At 35.5% G+C, this 16,605-nt stretch carries 20 protein-coding genes; 13 read left to right on the top strand and 7 right to left on the bottom strand.

What is annotated here, in order from left to right; translation table 11 throughout:
- Positions 1-3: 3 nt before the first annotated feature.
- Positions 4-906, bottom strand: coding sequence for a DoxX-like family protein (locus NSQ95_RS14395; protein ID WP_340882610.1), 903 nt, complete (start codon positions 904-906; stop codon positions 4-6).
- Positions 907-1,028: 122 nt separating this feature from the next.
- Between NSQ95_RS14395 and NSQ95_RS14390 the strand changes: the two genes are divergently transcribed.
- Genes NSQ95_RS14390 through NSQ95_RS14370 form a run of 5 tightly spaced genes read left to right on the top strand, consistent with a single transcriptional unit; the run spans position 1,029 to position 3,589 of the window.
- Positions 1,029-2,051 (top strand): serine hydrolase domain-containing protein, encoded by a 1,023-nt coding sequence (locus NSQ95_RS14390; protein ID WP_340882611.1) that lies wholly within the window; start codon positions 1,029-1,031, stop codon positions 2,049-2,051.
- Positions 2,052-2,055: 4 nt separating this feature from the next.
- A complete protein-coding gene (locus tag NSQ95_RS14385) occupies positions 2,056-2,595 on the top strand; it encodes a GNAT family N-acetyltransferase (RefSeq protein WP_340882612.1) in 540 nt (179 codons plus the stop codon).
- 25 nt (positions 2,596-2,620) lie between these two features.
- Positions 2,621-2,800: a hypothetical protein gene (locus NSQ95_RS14380; RefSeq protein ID WP_340882614.1), complete on the top strand. Its 180-nt coding sequence runs from the start codon at positions 2,621-2,623 to the stop codon at positions 2,798-2,800.
- Complete coding sequence (locus NSQ95_RS14375; RefSeq protein WP_340882615.1) at positions 2,797-3,171, top strand: hypothetical protein; 375 nt, start codon at positions 2,797-2,799, stop codon at positions 3,169-3,171. Before NSQ95_RS14380 ends, NSQ95_RS14375 begins: the two co-directional genes overlap by 4 nt.
- The gene (locus NSQ95_RS14370) at positions 3,116-3,589 is read left to right on the top strand and encodes a GNAT family N-acetyltransferase (protein WP_340882616.1); all 474 of its coding nucleotides are present in this window, start codon (positions 3,116-3,118) and stop codon (positions 3,587-3,589) included. The genes NSQ95_RS14375 and NSQ95_RS14370 overlap by 56 nt, the downstream gene beginning before the upstream one ends.
- Before the next feature lie 121 nt (positions 3,590-3,710).
- Here NSQ95_RS14370 and NSQ95_RS14365 read toward each other — a convergent pair whose 3' ends face one another.
- Genes NSQ95_RS14365 through NSQ95_RS14350 form a run of 4 tightly spaced genes read right to left on the bottom strand, consistent with a single transcriptional unit; the run spans position 3,711 to position 8,244 of the window.
- Entirely contained in the window at positions 3,711-4,733 is a 1,023-nt protein-coding gene (locus NSQ95_RS14365; RefSeq protein ID WP_340882618.1) for a HAMP domain-containing sensor histidine kinase, read from the bottom strand.
- On the bottom strand, positions 4,730-5,425 hold the full coding sequence (locus NSQ95_RS14360) for a response regulator transcription factor (RefSeq protein ID WP_340882619.1): 696 nt from the start codon (positions 5,423-5,425) through the stop codon (positions 4,730-4,732). Before NSQ95_RS14360 ends, NSQ95_RS14365 begins: the two co-directional genes overlap by 4 nt.
- Complete coding sequence (locus NSQ95_RS14355) at positions 5,418-7,472, bottom strand: ABC transporter permease (RefSeq protein ID WP_340882621.1); 2,055 nt, start codon at positions 7,470-7,472, stop codon at positions 5,418-5,420. Before NSQ95_RS14355 ends, NSQ95_RS14360 begins: the two co-directional genes overlap by 8 nt.
- Positions 7,462-8,244, bottom strand: coding sequence for an ABC transporter ATP-binding protein (locus tag NSQ95_RS14350; protein ID WP_298469109.1), 783 nt, complete (start codon positions 8,242-8,244; stop codon positions 7,462-7,464). Before NSQ95_RS14350 ends, NSQ95_RS14355 begins: the two co-directional genes overlap by 11 nt.
- Before the next feature lie 325 nt (positions 8,245-8,569).
- Here NSQ95_RS14350 and arr point away from each other — a divergent pair, with 325 nt between their 5' ends.
- From arr to NSQ95_RS14325, 5 genes are all read left to right on the top strand, one after another.
- Positions 8,570-9,319, top strand: a complete 750-nt coding sequence (gene arr, locus NSQ95_RS14345) for an NAD(+)--rifampin ADP-ribosyltransferase (RefSeq protein WP_340882624.1) — start codon at positions 8,570-8,572, stop codon at positions 9,317-9,319.
- 235 nt (positions 9,320-9,554) lie between these two features.
- The gene (plsY, locus tag NSQ95_RS14340) at positions 9,555-10,142 is read left to right on the top strand and encodes a glycerol-3-phosphate 1-O-acyltransferase PlsY (RefSeq protein WP_340882625.1); all 588 of its coding nucleotides are present in this window, start codon (positions 9,555-9,557) and stop codon (positions 10,140-10,142) included.
- Between the two features lie 52 nt (positions 10,143-10,194).
- Entirely contained in the window at positions 10,195-10,635 is a 441-nt protein-coding gene (locus NSQ95_RS14335; protein WP_340882627.1) for a hypothetical protein, read from the top strand.
- A 141-nt stretch (positions 10,636-10,776) separates the two neighbouring features.
- Positions 10,777-11,283, top strand: coding sequence for a sigma-70 family RNA polymerase sigma factor (locus NSQ95_RS14330; protein WP_342559860.1), 507 nt, complete (start codon positions 10,777-10,779; stop codon positions 11,281-11,283).
- Entirely contained in the window at positions 11,276-12,265 is a 990-nt protein-coding gene (locus NSQ95_RS14325; RefSeq protein WP_342559859.1) for a DUF4179 domain-containing protein, read from the top strand. Before NSQ95_RS14330 ends, NSQ95_RS14325 begins: the two co-directional genes overlap by 8 nt.
- A 284-nt stretch (positions 12,266-12,549) precedes the next feature.
- Here the strand turns inward: NSQ95_RS14325 and NSQ95_RS14320 are convergent, their stop codons facing one another.
- The gene (locus NSQ95_RS14320) at positions 12,550-13,326 is read right to left on the bottom strand and encodes an enoyl-CoA hydratase-related protein (protein ID WP_340882629.1); all 777 of its coding nucleotides are present in this window, start codon (positions 13,324-13,326) and stop codon (positions 12,550-12,552) included.
- A 149-nt stretch (positions 13,327-13,475) separates the two neighbouring features.
- Between NSQ95_RS14320 and NSQ95_RS14315 the strand changes: the two genes are divergently transcribed.
- Positions 13,476-14,708 carry an HDOD domain-containing protein gene (locus NSQ95_RS14315; RefSeq protein WP_342559858.1) on the top strand — a complete coding sequence of 411 codons (1,233 nt, stop codon included), beginning with the start codon at positions 13,476-13,478 and terminating at the stop codon, positions 14,706-14,708.
- Positions 14,709-14,830: 122 nt separating this feature from the next.
- Complete coding sequence (locus tag NSQ95_RS14310) at positions 14,831-15,184, top strand: hypothetical protein (protein WP_169359731.1); 354 nt, start codon at positions 14,831-14,833, stop codon at positions 15,182-15,184.
- Here NSQ95_RS14310 and NSQ95_RS14305 read toward each other — a convergent pair whose 3' ends face one another.
- Positions 15,185-15,694 (bottom strand): competence protein ComK, encoded by a 510-nt coding sequence (locus NSQ95_RS14305; RefSeq protein ID WP_251555870.1) that lies wholly within the window; start codon positions 15,692-15,694, stop codon positions 15,185-15,187.
- A gap of 213 nt (positions 15,695-15,907) precedes the next feature.
- Between NSQ95_RS14305 and NSQ95_RS14300 the strand changes: the two genes are divergently transcribed.
- Entirely contained in the window at positions 15,908-16,138 is a 231-nt protein-coding gene (locus NSQ95_RS14300) for an IDEAL domain-containing protein (RefSeq protein WP_340882634.1), read from the top strand.
- The last annotated feature ends 467 nt before the right edge of the window (positions 16,139-16,605 follow it).

Here is a 16,605-nt window from a genome sequence, read left to right as displayed (position 1 = left end):
TCCTTATCTTGAACGCTTACAGCTTTTGGAAGTTGGAATGTCTTTACTAACCAGCAATCCGATAACGGATAGAACAAACAGCGTTAAGTTAAATGTAAGGGGGTTAAATGGATCACCAAATACGGTGGCGTCTCCTATTAAAGTGGAGAGTGTAAGTAATGGAAAAACAACGACTTGGATTTTCAGTAATCTTCGCTTATTGCTATATAGTAGCCATAGGAGACCGAATATTATTTCGATAGCACCTGCCGTTGAAACGATATTTTGAGCTTCGTTCACTGTTAAGGGAAGCATGCCCTGGGTCATTGATACTTCCTCTGGATGCATTAATATTAATTTTGGAACGAGGCCGTGATACACCCAAACAAAAAAGAACAGAATGGTAATAAGCCAGTGACTGAAGAATCGTACATACTGATTGGATGGAGTGTCACCTTTTTCGAGCCACCTCTTAAATACATCAAAGCTAAGAGCAGTTGCCCATCCCATCATCGGGCGAAATAATAGTCGATCCATCATTTTCCCTAATGTCCCGAAACGAACATCGTAATCATACTGGGTAAAAAATTTGATGCCGTCTTGCCCCTGCTCATACTTCCAATATCCCTTACCTTCTTTTATAGGAGAGATCTTTTGGGCAGTACCGAAATGCAGCGAGGATGTTCTAGAGTTGTCCTTCGCATGAAAGGTACCGACACTTTTCCCCCAACCCGAAATACTAAATCCAAATCCTATATTCGTTTTATATTCAAATAGCTGTGGTTCATCTTCTTTTTTGGGTAAATAGGTGATAGAAGAAAAACGCAAATCCCATTGTTCATGTAGCTCGGGATTTTGAGATGTCTCCCATACCTTTTCCATATCGCTAGAGATACTAGTCTCTACATAAATTGGTTTATTTTTCATAATCTCACCTCCTTATTAGATTAACATAAAGGACTTTCTACTAGTAATAAAGAATAAGAAATAAAGTAGCGCACCAGCCAGCCACTTTTAGCTACGTCATCCAAGGAAACGAGGTTAGTAATATGCAGTTAAATAAAAATTTACAAGCTAGATTCAATCCAGTTATCAATCATGTGAAAAATACGTACGATGCTGTCTATGCAACTGGAGCGGCAGTTATAGTCATTCATAAAGATAAAATTGTTACTGAACAATATTGGGGCACTCAATCTAGTAGACCAGAAGCTAGAGAAGTACAGGAGGATACCCAGTTTTACGTGGCGTCTGTTCGGAAAAGCTATATAGGGTTTGCTGTCGCATATGCGGTGCATCATGGGTATATCGGATCGATAGATGATGAAGTGACAAAATATATTGCGGATTTGGAGGAAGAAGTTTTTCACGGAACTACAATTAGACATTTATTGACACATACGCATGGGCTAACGGAGCTAGAAGGTAAAATTATTCGAGAGTTTTTACCAGGGGAGAGCTGGGCCTATAGACAAGTTAATATAAACCTGCTTACACAAATAGTAAAGGTTACAACAGGCCAAACAGTAGCAGAGTTACTAAAAGAAAAGGTATTTCGACCACTCGGCTTGAATGAGAGTGACTGGTACACAGAAATTCAACCTAAGCTTGCAGAGGTCATTGATCCGTCCGGCCAACCAAAACAAATACCAACAAACAGTACAAAGGGCGATCAAATGAACATGTTCACTTCTGCAAGAGATTTAGCCTATTGGGGTTACCTTCATTTAAAGCGGGGATACATAGATAACAAGCAGGTAATACCAAAAGAAGTTATTCAGCTATCTACGTCTCTTATAAGTCCGAGTACAATTGACAAGGATTTGCCTCAGCATGGTTTTCTTTGGTTTGTAAAGGATTTACCTGCAAGAAAAACGGAGCTTGGAGATTTAGTACCACGTGGCTCGTATCAAATTTTAGGATTCACAGGTGTTGCCGTACTAGTCATACCAGAACACGAAATCGTGGCAGTTCGGATGGTCAATAGCTTTGGATCACCAGAGAACCATGACTTTCTTGCGGACATAAGGTCCTTTGGAGACAGTGTAATGAAAAGTTTACAGGAGGGGTAAGTGAATGATTATTATTAAGCAATTTGATCATAGCGTACATATGACAGAGGAAATGGCGATGCTTTACCAAGCGGTATGGAAAAAAGAAGAGGATGACTTCTTCGAAAGAATACAAAAGCATGCCAATTATGATGGTTTTCTAGGAATTGTAGCATACACCGAGACAAACGAGTGCATTGGATTTGCGTATGGTTACAAATCAGAGGATGGACAGTACTACCGAGGTCTTCTAGAGCAGGAATTAACGGTGGAAGAAGCAGAAGTATGGTTAACGGATTGCTTTGAATTTGTAGAGCTATTAGTTCACTCCTCATACCGAGGAAATGGATTAGGTAAAAGATTATTAGAAAAATTAGTGAACAATTGCGCGATGAAGACGTCTGTATTAACAACCAAGGCTAGTAATTTAGTAGCTCAAGCTTTATATGCAAAATCAGGATGGGAAATGATTAAACAAAATTTCTTCCCCTCGTCAACGGATGAACCCTATGTCATTATGGGGAAGTTATTGACAGAAGCAGGAGAGAATGAGATTCATATATAAAAATAACAATGGGGGAATGTAGAGGATGGCTTGGCTTTTATTGATTATTCCTTTGCTTGGAGTGTCCTTATTATTAAATTTAGTAACGTTAGCACAGAAATTAAAGGATGGAAAAAACTATGACAATCAAAAAATAATGAGTGCTGTTATCATTTTCATTCTGATGTTTTTAATCACAAATTTTTTATTGGAGGGAGTAAATTGAACAGCTTTGAAGCTTTTAGTACTTTCACATTAATGAGACCGATCTTTATAACGTTTCTTGCTTTAGCTTTAATTTTACTTATAGCGGTGGTGCTCTTTAGAACTCAAAAATGGATAACAGCCTTCACCATTTCTGTTGTTTCTATTATATCTATTGTAGTTTGTGCACAACTTTTATTTTTGGAAGGAATTATTGTGGATGAGCTTAATTTATCGGGCGACCCAGCTTCTATGTATATGTTTTTTGCTATTACGCTGTTGAGTATATTAAATCTTCTTATTTATTTTTTAGACTGGGGAAAAGGAGAGAAAGCGCTTGAGCTACATACTTCAACCGATGACTCAGGAGCAGGCCGAGGACATTGCTTATAACTGGCACTATGAAGAACCGTATTCCTTTTATAATATGGAAGCAGACGAGGAGGACCTGGAGGAATTTCTAGACCCGGTAAGTCGTAAGAACGAATATTACGTCGTTATGGAGAAGGAGAATCTCATAGGGTTTTTTAGTTTTACTTTGGTAGCCCCTGAAGTAATTGATATTGGACTGGGAATGCAGCCAAATTTAACGGGTAAGGGTAAAGGAATTAATTTCTTGAAGGCAGGCTTACAGTTTGCTCAAAGTATGTTCCAACCGGCAGCGATTACTTTATCCGTAGCTACCTTTAACAAACGAGCTATAGCGTTGTATAAACAGGTAGGCTTTAAAGAGCTAGAAACTTTTAATCAGACTACTAATGGTGGAAGCTATGAGTTTGTTAAAATGCTCTATGAAACAGCCAAGGAATGAGCTTCCTTGGCTATTTTTATTATTGCTAATTAAGGTTGTTTTAAGAGAACTTTTATAAAAGATTTCTAAACTAGGGTTTGGTGACATCGCTTTTCCATTTATTAAGATCTCAAAAAAACCTTTAAACCTTCGGAAAAAGCAGCTGAATGGTAAAACCACGTTTGTGTTCTGACTTAACCTCAATTTCAACTTGCAAATCGTCACATAATTTTTTCACTAAAAACAATCCCAACCCTGTAGACCGCTTTTGATTACTAGCATCTCCTGTAAATCCTTTATCAAATATAAATGGTAAATCTGATTGTAAGACGCCTAGTCCATTGTCAGCTACTTTAACATAATAGCTGTCTTTTGCATGATCAAAACCTGTTTCTATCCAAATGAAACTTTCACTATCTACGTTTCGATATTTAATTGCATTTACAAGTAATTGGATTAAAATAAAATGAAGTACTCTTTCATCAGATGCAACGTTTATCTCCTTTATCTCCGTATGAACGTTTACATGCTGCTCTTCCAATAACGATTGTAGCTCTAGTAATACATCTTCAAAGCATTCCACAATAGAGACCTTTTTCAAGCTATAGTCAACATGCACAGCTTGTAGCTTTGCATAAAATAATATGCGTTCTACGTAATCGTGAATAGTTATATTTGCATGATTTAGCCGTTGATAAACCAACGGGGACATTTCATCTTGACGATTTTGTAAGACAAAATGAAGTAACGAAAGTGGTGTTTTAATTTCATGCACCCAGCTTTCGATAAAGGTTTCATACTCTTTTGACTGGTACTTTGCATCTTGTAAGTCATCAGACAGATGACGTAATTGATTAGCCAAACCATGCAGTGGTTCCTTATATATGTCACCTAAAAGTTGTAGCAACTTAGCCTCATGCTCAGCGGAAGGCTCTCTTAAAAATTGATAAAATGTGTTTCTTTGCTTTCGTTGTTTTTTCCATGTAAAAAGCACACCAATCAAAATGGTTACAAAAGTAAAAATGAGCATCGTCAATATTAATAACTTAAATGACTCTGGATATGCAACCCATGCTAAAAAAATAAAAAAACCGCTATTTACACATAGAAGCAAAATCCATTGCCGCGATTGCTGTAAACTAGGGAGCCAATTTAGTTGCCTCATGGGGACTCACCCTCTATCAATTGATAGCCAACGCCTCTGACCGTTTTAATCTGAGATGATACGCCTACTTTATCTAATGTTTTACGAAGTCTGGTCATGTTTACTTGTAGTATATTTTCGTCCACAAATTCACTACTTCCCCACAATTCATGGAAAAGTTGCTCCTTTTCCACAACAGCCGGTGCATATTGTATTAAAAGCTTCATAATGGCACTTTCATTTTCAGATAATGAAAGTGAATTGTGACCAATATATAATTCATTCGTTTTCACATCTAATTGGAATTTTCCCCAATTTAAAAGCATCGGCATTTTAGCATAAAGTTGTTGTAACTTTTGTACTCTTGCAATGAGACGTTTCGGATGACATGGCTTCGTTAAAAAGTCATCGGCTCCTAACTCTAATGCATGCAACTCATCTCGTATCTGATTGCGAGCAGTTAAAATTAGAATCGGACCAATTCCTTTCATTTTCAAAGTACGACAAATTTGAAAACCTGATAAGTTAGGTAAATTTAAATCTAACAATACTAACCCCGGTTTGGCAGCGATGATATCTTCAACAGGTGTATTAAAAGAAGAGATACTTACTACAAAGTACCCCTCCTTTTGTAAAATATTTTGTAATTCTTCGCGGAGGAAAATGTCATCCTCTACAATGACAATATTCGCCATACCATCACCTCTACTCAATTTCTTTTAACTTCCTGATTTCCTCATCACTTTTTCGTTGAATCATTCGAATATAGCCAACTTCAATTACAATAAATAATAGCACTACTAAACCAATAATAATTCCATTTTGAAGACTGAAAATAGTAGCCGGCATTGCTTTTAATAAAGACCAAATGCCAAAAATTCCACTAACCAACGCGACCGAAATAGCTAAGATGAAGTATAACCAAATTTGCTTGCGAGCAGATTTACAAATTGATTCCACATCTGCACCGAGCATTGCTAATGTTTGATAGCGACTACGCGTGCTTATTTGCTGCATTAAAAAGTTTAGACCTAGTACAGTATTAGCAATAATTAAAAACATCACGCCTAAATAAAACGTTGTATAACTGCTTGCTACCGTATAAAATAACTGTCTACCCATGCTCGCAAGATAGCTCTCATATTGCAAGCCTGTCGAATTAAGTACTTGATCGACTTCAAGCATCGCCTGCATAAGCCCTTTTTCTTCAATGAACTCGTCTTTTAACGTCATATTCCAAAGCCAAGTTTCCTCAGCGTCAAAATATTGCTCATATAATGCATCAGGTACAATCATCGAATACATTAACGTAATAGCTCGATCTGCCACAATTTGATCCGAATATAACGTCGGCAATAATGTGTATTCATTTTCCGCAATTTCAACTGTTGGATTTTTTTTCAATGTGTCTTTTAATATATCATATGGCGCTCCTGTATCGTCACTTGTATACATGGCCACTTCATTATCAGCTAACTGAATTGGATTCTTTCCAGCTGTCTCAAGCATCGTGTTATAGCTCGATAATGAAATAAAATACGGCGTGTGCTGCATCGATAAGTTGTTTAATAAAATCTCTTTTGGCTCTGAATCAGCTTGACTCGATACTGTTTCTATTAAGCCCGTCCATGCAAAATAATAATTTAATACTGATTCATCTGCAGGTGTGTAGAAATTATGTAACTCCATCCCATAATAACTATCAACATAAGGTACTAGCTCATCGGATTTAATCAAAGGGTTAATTTCATCTTCATTACCATTAAACGTATAATCAACAGTTCGATTAGCTACAGCGCTATTCATTAACGCTGTTGATGTACCAAAAGCAAAGCAGACCATCGCCATTAGAATCAGTAAGGATGAAATAGCGAGTGAACTCCATTGATGCAATACATTTTCTTGTAGCTGTCTCGCCGAAAATATCGATAAACCTGTCGAAGAACTTCCTTTTCGCTTCACATAAACACCAATCATACTTCCTAAGCCACGGAATAAAATAAATGTCCCACACACACCAACAAACAAAATCAATGCAAATACGCGGTAATCAAAATTTCGTAAATATAAAATCGCCATACCATAAGCGATGCTTAAAAAAATCGTCCCGAATAATAAAGCCGCTCCAGATAGTAAGCTCACGGCTCCCCATTTAGGCGTCATTGTAGTTTGTGACTTTTCCTTATCCTCATGAAGTAATTCAATCGGCTCTTTTCGACTCATTGTAAAGCTTAAAATAAGCATCGCTAGCAGTTGCACAAGGAAGAAACCACAGATCGTCAAGCCAATACCTGTCCATGAAATACGGAACGCATGACCTATAATCCCCATGCCAACTAAACGTGATGTCGCTAAATTGATCAGCTCTGTTAAAAACAATGAAATCGGCAAACCAATACTCAGGGCCACAATCCCGTTCCAAATCGTTTCGCCCGTAATCATGAGAAACAGCTTACTTTGCTTCATCCCCATCATTAAATACAAACCGAACTCATGACTGCGACGCTGAAGCTGGTAGCGATTTGCAAAATACACGAGGAAGAATACGAACAATAATGAAACTGCATAAAGCACTGGAATTAATAACAACAATCGCTCGACTGCATCGCTTTCAATTGTCTTCAAATATAACATGACATCTTGCTCACCTAATGACAAAATCACATAAAACGCCACAATTGACACGACAAGCGATGCAAAATACACACCGTTTTCCTTCCGGATTTTGCGGCTATTACGCTTCACAAATTCAAAGAACATTACTACTACCTCCAGCAAGTTGCGCCATCACCATAACGATTCGCTCATAAAATGTCTCCTGAGATTCTCCCGGTACATTTCTACGTAGTTCATGGAAAATGACACCGTCTTGGATGAACAAAATTCTTGAGCAGTAGCTAGCCGCATTCGCATCATGCGTCACCATTAAAATAGTAGATGCCTGTTTTTGATTATGATCAGACAGCTTCTTCATTAAAATCTTGGCGTTTTTAGTATCTAACGCACCAGTCGGCTCATCCGCTAACACAATGCTAGGATTTGAAATTAGCGCTCTCGCTGCTGCAATCCGTTGCTTTTGCCCTCCAGATAATTGTGACGGGAATTTATTTAGCAGTTCTTCTATATCGAATATTTTTGCTAATTGCAGCAACTCTTGTTCTTGTGCCTTTATATTAATTCCATGAATTGCTAACGGCAACATGATATTTTCTTTCGCCGTTAAATTATCAATCAGTTCAAATTGCTGAAATAAATATCCGATTTGATTGCCTCTATATGCTGCGAGTTGTGATCCTTTGAACGACGAAATATTTTGCCCGTCTAGCAATATTTGCCCTGATGTTGGCTTTTGCATTGTGGCGATTACATTTAGTAGCGTCGTCTTGCCTGAACCGCTCGCACCCATAATGCCAAGAAATTCCCCTGGTAAAACATCAAAAGTTACGCCTTTTAATGCCATTGTTTCATTTTGCCCCTCACCAAAAACTTTTCGTACTGCTTTCACTTCAAGTAATTTATTCGAAGCATTCATCTGTATAGCCTCCCATTTTCATTCCTAGCAATACCTTACTACAAAAAAACTGTAAATTATTCTTACAGTTGTTGTAAGATTAAAATAACTTTCTATCTGCTTAAATCAAGTTGCTAGTAGGAATCGGTAAAACGATGGGGAACGCAAACAAAAAATGAAAAATGTTGCTGATTTTGTTATTAAAAAAATCAAGTTGCGACGAATCAAGACAAAGATTCAAAGGAAATTAAGTTGTTTTTTAATGAGAAGATATGGTCGTTTAAATAAGAGTTTTGGAGAAGTGTATTACAAAAATGTTATTTCATTAATTGGGAGGTAAGATTAGATGAGTATAAAATTTGACCAAAACAACGTCGTTATTAAACTTTGTATGAATGGAATGAACATGGAAGATGGGGGAAATGTTGAAGGTGCAATCACCATGTTTCATCAAGCATGGCTAGAAGCAAAAGACGACTATGAAAGATTTATTGCAGCATATCATTTGGCTCGTAAACAAAAGAGTATCACAGAGAAATTGAAATGGATGAAAACCTCTTTACAGTGTGCACTAAAAATAAATGATGATAATGTTAAGAGTGCATATTCAACGTTATATTTAAACATTGCCAAATGCTATGAGGAGTTGTGTGATTTTGATAATGCAAAAAGAAATTATGAATTGTCAAACTCATATAACGGTACACCTTCTGATGAAGGACCATTTTATCATGGGACAAAGGCAGATTTACGGGTTGGTGATTTGCTGACAGCGGGTGGAAAATCAAATTACAAACCTGGGCTTAAAATGAACCACATTTATTTCACTGCTAATGCCAATGGTGCAGGACTTGCAGCAGCATTAGCAAAAGGAGAAGGAAGAGAACGGGTTTATAAAATAGAACCAACAGGTCAATTTGAAAACGACCCAAATGTTACTGACAAAAAGTTCCCGGGTAACTTAACACGATCTTATCGTTCTCAAGAACCTTTAAGAATTATTGGCGAAGAAACTGAGTGGGCGAAACTGACAACAACGGAGCGAAGTGAATGGCGCAAAAATTTAGCCACGAACAAGGGTGAAATTATTAACTGAACATATTTTAAATGGCATAAAATAGTTAATTTGTTTGCAATTATCTATATTCCGTAATATGGACTTTAGTAAGATAAAAGAACCAAATAAAAATGAGCTTGGAAAATATCCAGCTCATTTTTATATGTATTTTAAGTCCACCTTTAGCATTAACATAGCCGAAGGTTTGAAGGAAAAAGGATACAACAAAGAGAAATACTTAAAATAACAAACTGAGTGGGGGGATAACACTACTTTGAACATTTTAACTCTGATTTTAAGTTATTTAATAGGTTCAATTTCGTTTGCTTTAATCGTCGGTAAAATATTATATAAGAAAGATATTCGTGATTATGGTAGCGGTAATCTTGGTGCAACTAATGCTTACAGAGTTTTAGGCATTAAAGCAGGAGTAATTGTTGCAATTGCTGATATATTAAAAGGCACACTTGCTTGTTTACTTCCCCTAATACTGAGTTCTACTATTAATCCAATTGTATGTGGCTTATTAGCTATATTAGGTCACGTATTTTCTGTGTTTGCTAGTTTTAAAGGTGGAAAAGCTGTTGCGACAGCAACTGGAGTTTTTTTATTTTTGACCCCTTTAGGTGTATTTGTTGGTTTTGTTGTGTTTGTGCTAACTTTGTTATTAACAAAGTATGTATCATTAAGTTCAATGTTAGCTTGTATAGCTTTATTTGTTTACAGTCTAATATTTGAAGATAAAGTTATCATAGGACTTTCTCTATTAATAAGCGTATCGATCATCATTCTTCATCGACAAAATATAAAAAGAATTCTAGATGGATCAGAAAGCAGGATAGTAGCACCGCAGGATAGTTGAAGAAAGATGTTTTACTTGTGTAGACATTAGTAAATGAGGTGGGATTGATTGGATGAAGAATAATTTATTTATCAACATTAATTTGACAGAATGTAATGTTGATTTCCAAAGTTATAATTACTGGTTTTCTTTAATTGATTATTTTATAACATCTGCAAATTTTATAGAATTCCATGTGTGGAATGAAGAAGTTGAAACAATTGAAGAATTAAGTTTGAAAACTAATCTTGAAAAAATTGATTTGCACCCTATGAAAATGGTCTGTTTTCAAGGGGATATAAACAAAAAATTAATTAATTTCATTTTACAAGAGAGTTTAAGTCAGAATGGAGAAATCAAATGGTTTTCACTTTTTTTGAAATATAATGGTAATTGTTTCTTTGAATCATCACATTGGGGCTCTGAAATTAATATAGAAAATCCTACTGAAAAAGAAATTATAATGATTAAAAATTTTATGCCAAAGAATGCAATCTTTCATCATTTCAAGTAAAAAACTATATAATGATTTTTCGGAAATCGTCTTTAAGGCGATTTTTTATTTTTATTATAAAAATTTAGGCTAAATTGAACTTTGTATTGTCTAATAGGTGTAAGTCAAAAAATGAGAGGGTGAATTGCGATAATACAACTGGTGAAAAAAGCTCAGAAAGGGAATGATAAGGCATTTATAAAGATTTTCCAAGAATATGAGGAAGACATTTATCGAATGGCTTTTGTATATGTGAAAAATCAAGAAGATGCTTTAGATATTGTTCAAGAAGTAGCTTATCAGTCATTTAAAAAGATAAATACATTGAAACAACCAGAATATTTCAAAACGTGGTTAATGAGAATCACGATTAACTGTGCAGTTAATCTTGTGAAAAAGAATAAGAAAGTGCTTCAATTTAAACCTAATTTTGAAGAAATCATTGCTTCAGATGATGACGATGTTCTGCTTTCAATTACATTACAAGAATTGATAGATAACTTACAATACGATGAAAAAAGCGTGGTTCTATTAAAGTTTTTTCAAAATTACACTTTTAACGAGATATCAGAAGTATTAGAAATCCCACTTGGTACTGCGAAATCAGTATTATATCGTGCTATTAATAAACTTCGTAAAGAGTTAAAGGAGACTGGTAGCTATGAGTAATAAAATAAATGGTGAGTTAAATAAAATAGTGATTCCAAAAGAATTACATGAAAGGTCAAAACGTGGTATAAGGAAAGCAAAATTAGAGAATCAAAAAAGAAGAATTAAAAATCCGTTAATCGCAGTAGCAGTGATTGGTGTACTGATGTTTGGTGCAAGTTCAGTTTCTCCTGCTTTTGCCAATACCTTACAATCAATTCCAATTATAGGTTCAATATTTGAAATGGTTGGAGATCATGGATTGAAAGAGGCAGATAAATCTGGTTTAACTCAAATAACAAATGAAGCATTTTCAGTTGGAAAATCATCTTTTATGATTAGAGAAGCCATTTACGATGGTAGCAGACTTTCATTAGGATTTATCATTACAAATTATTCGAATGAGTTACCTTTTAGTAACGCATCATTTAAAATAGATGAAATGGATTTTTATGGTGGTGCAGGCAGTCAAGGAAAGTTTATTAATAATACGGATTATGCTGGGGTAATCAGTTTTATTGTCCCTAATGAATTGAAAAGGGATTCTTTTAATTTTTCTATATCTTTCGATGAATTTAATGGAAAGAAAGGAAACTGGAATTTGAAGATGCCGATTACTAAAATTGAGGGAGAATCGTTTCTTATTATGGACGAAGCTACTTCTAAAGATTATAAAATTAGAATGAAAAAAGTAACTTTTACATCTGCAACAACAGAAATAAATTTTGATTTAACCGAACCAATTAATGCTGAAGAATTAAACCAAATTATACGTTTTCGCTTATATGATGATAAAGGAAATGTGTTAAAGGAAATAAGTGCTGGTGGCGGTGGTTGTAGTGATTGTGAAAATATAGATGGAAAAATAACACTGGATACGAGTGTCCAGTATGAACCATTAAAGCATATTCCAGATTACTTAATTATTGAGCCGTACATTAGTAGTACAAGTGAAAATATTGACGAATTAAGAATGAAGATTCCCCTTAAAGAAAGTGAATAAACAAGAGTAATCATTGTTCTTTCCTAAGCGAATAATGGGTTGCTTTAGCAAAATATGGCCATCATTTCGATGGCTATTTTTATATCCGAAATGTTAACTTGATCTCAGTATTCTGTTGTATCATATAACTTTTATTATATGAAAACGTCGTGTAAGAACTAGCAAATAAAAAACACATTTTTATATGTATTTTAAGTCTACCTTTAGCATTAACATAGCCAAAGGTAAAAAAGGAGGATGATTGTGAATTAGTCACAATCATCCTCCTTTTGAAATTAATTCACTTATTTCCCCTTAAAAACAGGTTTTCTTTTTTCACTAAATGCATTTAATGCTTCTACTCGATCCTCTGTCGGAATCGTAATTTCATACGCCTTACGTTCAATTTGCAAACCAGTTTGCAAGTCCACATTCATCCCTTGTTTGACAGCAAACTTCGCTTGTTGAAGTGCAATCGGTCCGTTCGCTAACATACGTGCTGCGAAGCTTTCCGTTTCTTGTTTTAATGTTTCTCGACTCGCAATTTTAGTTAAAAGTCCATACGTAAAGGCTTCGTGTGCCGTCAATCGTTTAGCAGTTAAGATTAACTCTAAAGCTTTGGATTCCCCAATGAGGCGAGGTAAACGTTGTGTTCCTCCAGCGCCCGGGATAATCGCGAGGCTTGTTTCGGTTAGTCCTAATTGTATATCGTCTGCTGCAATACGGAAATCACATGCAAGCGCTAGCTCGGTCCCACCACCAAATGCATATCCATTTAACATGGCAATCGTTGGCTGAGGTAAGCTTTCGATTAAAGAGAATACTTCACCTATTTTATATATATTACGTTTGACTCTTTGTTCAGTTAACGTTCTGCGTTCTTTCAAATCTGCTCCGACACTAAACGATTTTTCCCCAGATCCAGTAAAGATTACTACTCTAATGTCCGGATTGATACGGATAGATTCTGCAATTTCTCCTAGTTCACATAACATTTCATAGTTGAAAGCGTTCAAAGCTGTAGGTCGGTTTAATGTGACAATTCCAATATTCCCCTGTTGTTCATAAGTAATAGTTTCCATTATATCTCCCCCTAATACGCTAAAGTTCTTCACTATTAACATATCATTTTATGATAATCCTGTCATCAAAGGAAAAAATAGGTCGTTTTTCATCCTTATCTTTGATACAATAGTATCAATTACATTTCTTAAGAACATGAGGAAATTAAATGGAGATTTTTATTGCAAGGCAGCCAATTTTTAATATGAACGAGTCATTATATGGATATGAATTGCTTTATAGGAATAATGAAGACAATTCTTTCCCTGACGTGGATGCGGATATGGCAACGATTGATGTGCTGACACATTCATTTTTGACCATAGGGATAAATGAAATTGCAGGCGATAAGCTATGCTTTATTAATTTCACTGAAAACCTTCTGGATAAGGCGGTACTAAAAAAGTTCCCCTCTAACAGGATAGTGGTAGAGATATTAGAAAATATTACGATAACTCCCCGTCTTATTAAACAAATTAGACAAATAAAAGCAATGGGCTTTCTTCTTGCATTGGATGATTTTGTTTTAAAACAAAATGTTCACTATTACGATGAACTGTTTAGCTTAGTTAGCTTTATTAAGATAGACTTTCTTGCCACTACAGTGGAAGAGAGGAAATCGGTAGAGAAAATTGTCCAAACCAACTATCCCAACATTGTACTGCTAGCTGAAAAGGTTGAAACACGAGCAGATTTTTACGAAGCTAAATCTGCCGGCTATAAATTGTTCCAAGGGTACTTCTTTGCTAAGCCTGAAATTATTAAGGCTACAGATATACCTGCTAACGTAGTGCAATACATTAGACTGATCAATCTTTTACGCAAGGAAGAAGCCTCTATGGATGAAATTGCGTTAGAAATAGAGAGAGACGTTTCCTTGACCTTTAAAGTGTTAAAAATGGTCAATTCTCCAGTTGCTCGACCACGTTCCAAGGTTCGCTCGATTAAACAGGGTGTTTTAATGTTAGGGCTGGAGGAAATCAATCATTGGCTTCATGTCTTGTTACTGCGAGAGGTACATCAAAACTACAAAGGGGATGGACTAGCTATTGTAGAATCATCCTTATTTAGAGCGAAATTTTGTGAGCTACTTGCTAAACAAAAAAACCTGACGAATTCCTCTGAATATTTATTAGTAGGCATGTTCTCTCTAATGGACACCATCTTACATAAGAAGATGGATCAGCTAGTCAAAGAGTTACCTCTTTCTGATGATGTAGCGGCTACTTTGGTTGGGTCCAACACTGAGATGACGCCTTTCTTAGATTTAACTATTGCCTATGATGAGGTACGTTGGAACGATATGCTCGAAGGAGCTAATAATCTAGAAATAGATTTTCCAAGTCTTAATAATTTTTATAAGGAAGCTCGCAAGTGGGCAACTGACATAGTATCACAATGATTTAACTGCCATTCATTAGATTGGCAGTTTTTTGATTGAAGTTCTTTTCTTTCCATTGCATTTTCTTTTAAAAGTTGTAAAATATAAGAACAAATGTTCTTTTAAAAGAAAGGTGAATGAAGATGCCCTTAATACCAGAAGAGGCAATTCCATATTTCGAAAAAATGATTTATCTTCCCATGGTATTTACCATCTTGGAAAAGGATCGAACCATTATTGAAAAAGCCCCATTCAAATTAAACAGACCTTATTTGACTCTCGTAGAAGGAGCAGCGAAGCAAGTTCAAAAAGAGCTAAAAGACACACATGTCTATATGAGAAGGCATAGTATGAAAGTGATTAGAGGAGAAGGAGATGATATGTTCACAGAGTACGTGTTTTTTCACGGAGGGTACGAGGAGCACCGTCGTTATCTGAACGTCCGTCTTCGTAACCGCGTAGAAGAACTGCTTTCTATGTACTTAACCATTACCTAATCAGTTGCGAATGTTTTTACGCATAGATGCTTGTCTAGAGGTGGCATATCCGTTGTTTAAAAGATGGCTCATTCGTTTCAGGAATTGGGTGCTTAATATGTTGGCATACGCCACTTGACGATTCATAGTGTTAGGCGAAACAGGAACATCAATGGTATCCCCATTAGAAAGGACAACGGTAGATCCCTTTTTATTTGGGTAAAAAGTTTCGATGGCCTGATAGGAAAACCATATATTTAAATCTGATTTTGGAGAAAGAACAGGAATCCATATACAAGGGGATCCAAAGTCATGAGCTAGTATGATTGGTAGCTTAAAATAGTTGCCAATCGTTTCACGGGAAAGGTTTACTGCGTGTTGAAAGGAAGAACCGTAGAAGGAGCAGGAATAACGAACGATTTCGTATGGCTTTTTACTTACCATGGAGGTTTCACCAGAAAAATTAGTAACTTTCGTGTAAACTTTGTTATTTACTACAGAAGGTTGAAGTAACGCGGTTTCGAAGGAGATAAGATGGGATTTATTTTCAATTTTATTAGTCAGAAGATTTCACTCCTTAGTATATTATAATTTAAATTATAGTTAATTTTGGAAATAAATCAAGCTAATGTATCTAAAATTCAAAAAATACTTCTATTTACTGTATAATCTAAATTTTCTCAAAATGATTGCAACTAGCCTTAAGCTTTTATATAATATAAAAAAGGCATCGGGGTGATTGAAATGGACAAACAATATTCATATACAGATTTTATGAAAGCAATGGGACAAACAGGGAAAGAAAGCTCTGCAGAAAAGTTGTTAAACGAGATTTATCTTGATATGTTTTTAAATGTTGTCCACCGAGAGCAGAGAAGTTTTCGGCTAATGGGTTTAATTGACGAGGCATTGGATCGCAAGGATAGAGAAGCATTTAACGAGTACACGAACGTGTTACTTCATCTGAAAAATTAAAGTTGCTTATGGGCCGGGAATTCGTGAGGAATTAATAGTTAATATATGTTTAGGATGGGGCTAGGATAATCTAATCTCGTGCCCCCAAAAAGTGAGATTGCGACATGCAATTTCACTTTTTGCATTTAATTTGGGTAAATGTCTTTCTAAAACAATAGTTCGGAGCGAAGGCTACAAACTAAAGGAAGAACAACGGCTATTAAGAAAATATAAAAAGCAGTTCAAATTTTACACTGAGTGAAATTTGAACTGCTTTTAGTTTTGATAAAAAGTCTATTCTTTTCATATTAAAAAACTAACATTCTTATATTTATGCAAGATAAAATGTAGCTTTTTCTGTAAAAGAGGGTAGTAATAGATAGGAAGAGATATTTATCATTAAATCGTTGATATGACAAAGGTTGAACCTACTCTGAAAATTTATTTTAAAAACGTATGTTCGTTTTAATAGTGTTAGAAAAATGATT

The organism is Psychrobacillus sp. FSL W7-1457 (genome assembly GCF_038593405.1).
GTDB lineage: Bacteria > Bacillota > Bacilli > Bacillales_A > Planococcaceae > Psychrobacillus.
The sequence above is the reverse complement of the archived record's forward strand: the minus strand, read 5'-3'. Positions and strand labels throughout refer to the sequence as shown.

Excerpts from the sequence above, each read along its gene's own strand:
- NSQ95_RS14395 (WP_340882610.1), bottom strand. The coding sequence starts at position 906 with ATGAAAAATAAACCAATTTATGTAGAGACTAGTATCTCTAGCGATATG.
- NSQ95_RS14390 (WP_340882611.1), top strand. The coding sequence starts at position 1,029 with ATGCAGTTAAATAAAAATTTACAAGCTAGATTCAATCCAGTTATCAAT.
- NSQ95_RS14385 (WP_340882612.1), top strand. The coding sequence starts at position 2,056 with ATGATTATTATTAAGCAATTTGATCATAGCGTACATATGACAGAGGAA.
- NSQ95_RS14380 (WP_340882614.1), top strand. The coding sequence starts at position 2,621 with ATGGCTTGGCTTTTATTGATTATTCCTTTGCTTGGAGTGTCCTTATTA.
- NSQ95_RS14365 (WP_340882618.1), bottom strand. The coding sequence starts at position 4,733 with ATGAGGCAACTAAATTGGCTCCCTAGTTTACAGCAATCGCGGCAATGG.
- NSQ95_RS14355 (WP_340882621.1), bottom strand. The coding sequence starts at position 7,472 with ATGTTCTTTGAATTTGTGAAGCGTAATAGCCGCAAAATCCGGAAGGAA.
- NSQ95_RS14350 (WP_298469109.1), bottom strand. The coding sequence starts at position 8,244 with ATGAATGCTTCGAATAAATTACTTGAAGTGAAAGCAGTACGAAAAGTT.
- arr (WP_340882624.1), top strand. The coding sequence starts at position 8,570 with ATGAGTATAAAATTTGACCAAAACAACGTCGTTATTAAACTTTGTATG.
- NSQ95_RS14335 (WP_340882627.1), top strand. The coding sequence starts at position 10,195 with ATGAAGAATAATTTATTTATCAACATTAATTTGACAGAATGTAATGTT.
- NSQ95_RS14325 (WP_342559859.1), top strand. The coding sequence starts at position 11,276 with ATGAGTAATAAAATAAATGGTGAGTTAAATAAAATAGTGATTCCAAAA.
- NSQ95_RS14320 (WP_340882629.1), bottom strand. The coding sequence starts at position 13,326 with ATGGAAACTATTACTTATGAACAACAGGGGAATATTGGAATTGTCACA.
- NSQ95_RS14315 (WP_342559858.1), top strand. The coding sequence starts at position 13,476 with ATGGAGATTTTTATTGCAAGGCAGCCAATTTTTAATATGAACGAGTCA.
- NSQ95_RS14310 (WP_169359731.1), top strand. The coding sequence starts at position 14,831 with ATGCCCTTAATACCAGAAGAGGCAATTCCATATTTCGAAAAAATGATT.
- NSQ95_RS14300 (WP_340882634.1), top strand. The coding sequence starts at position 15,908 with ATGGACAAACAATATTCATATACAGATTTTATGAAAGCAATGGGACAA.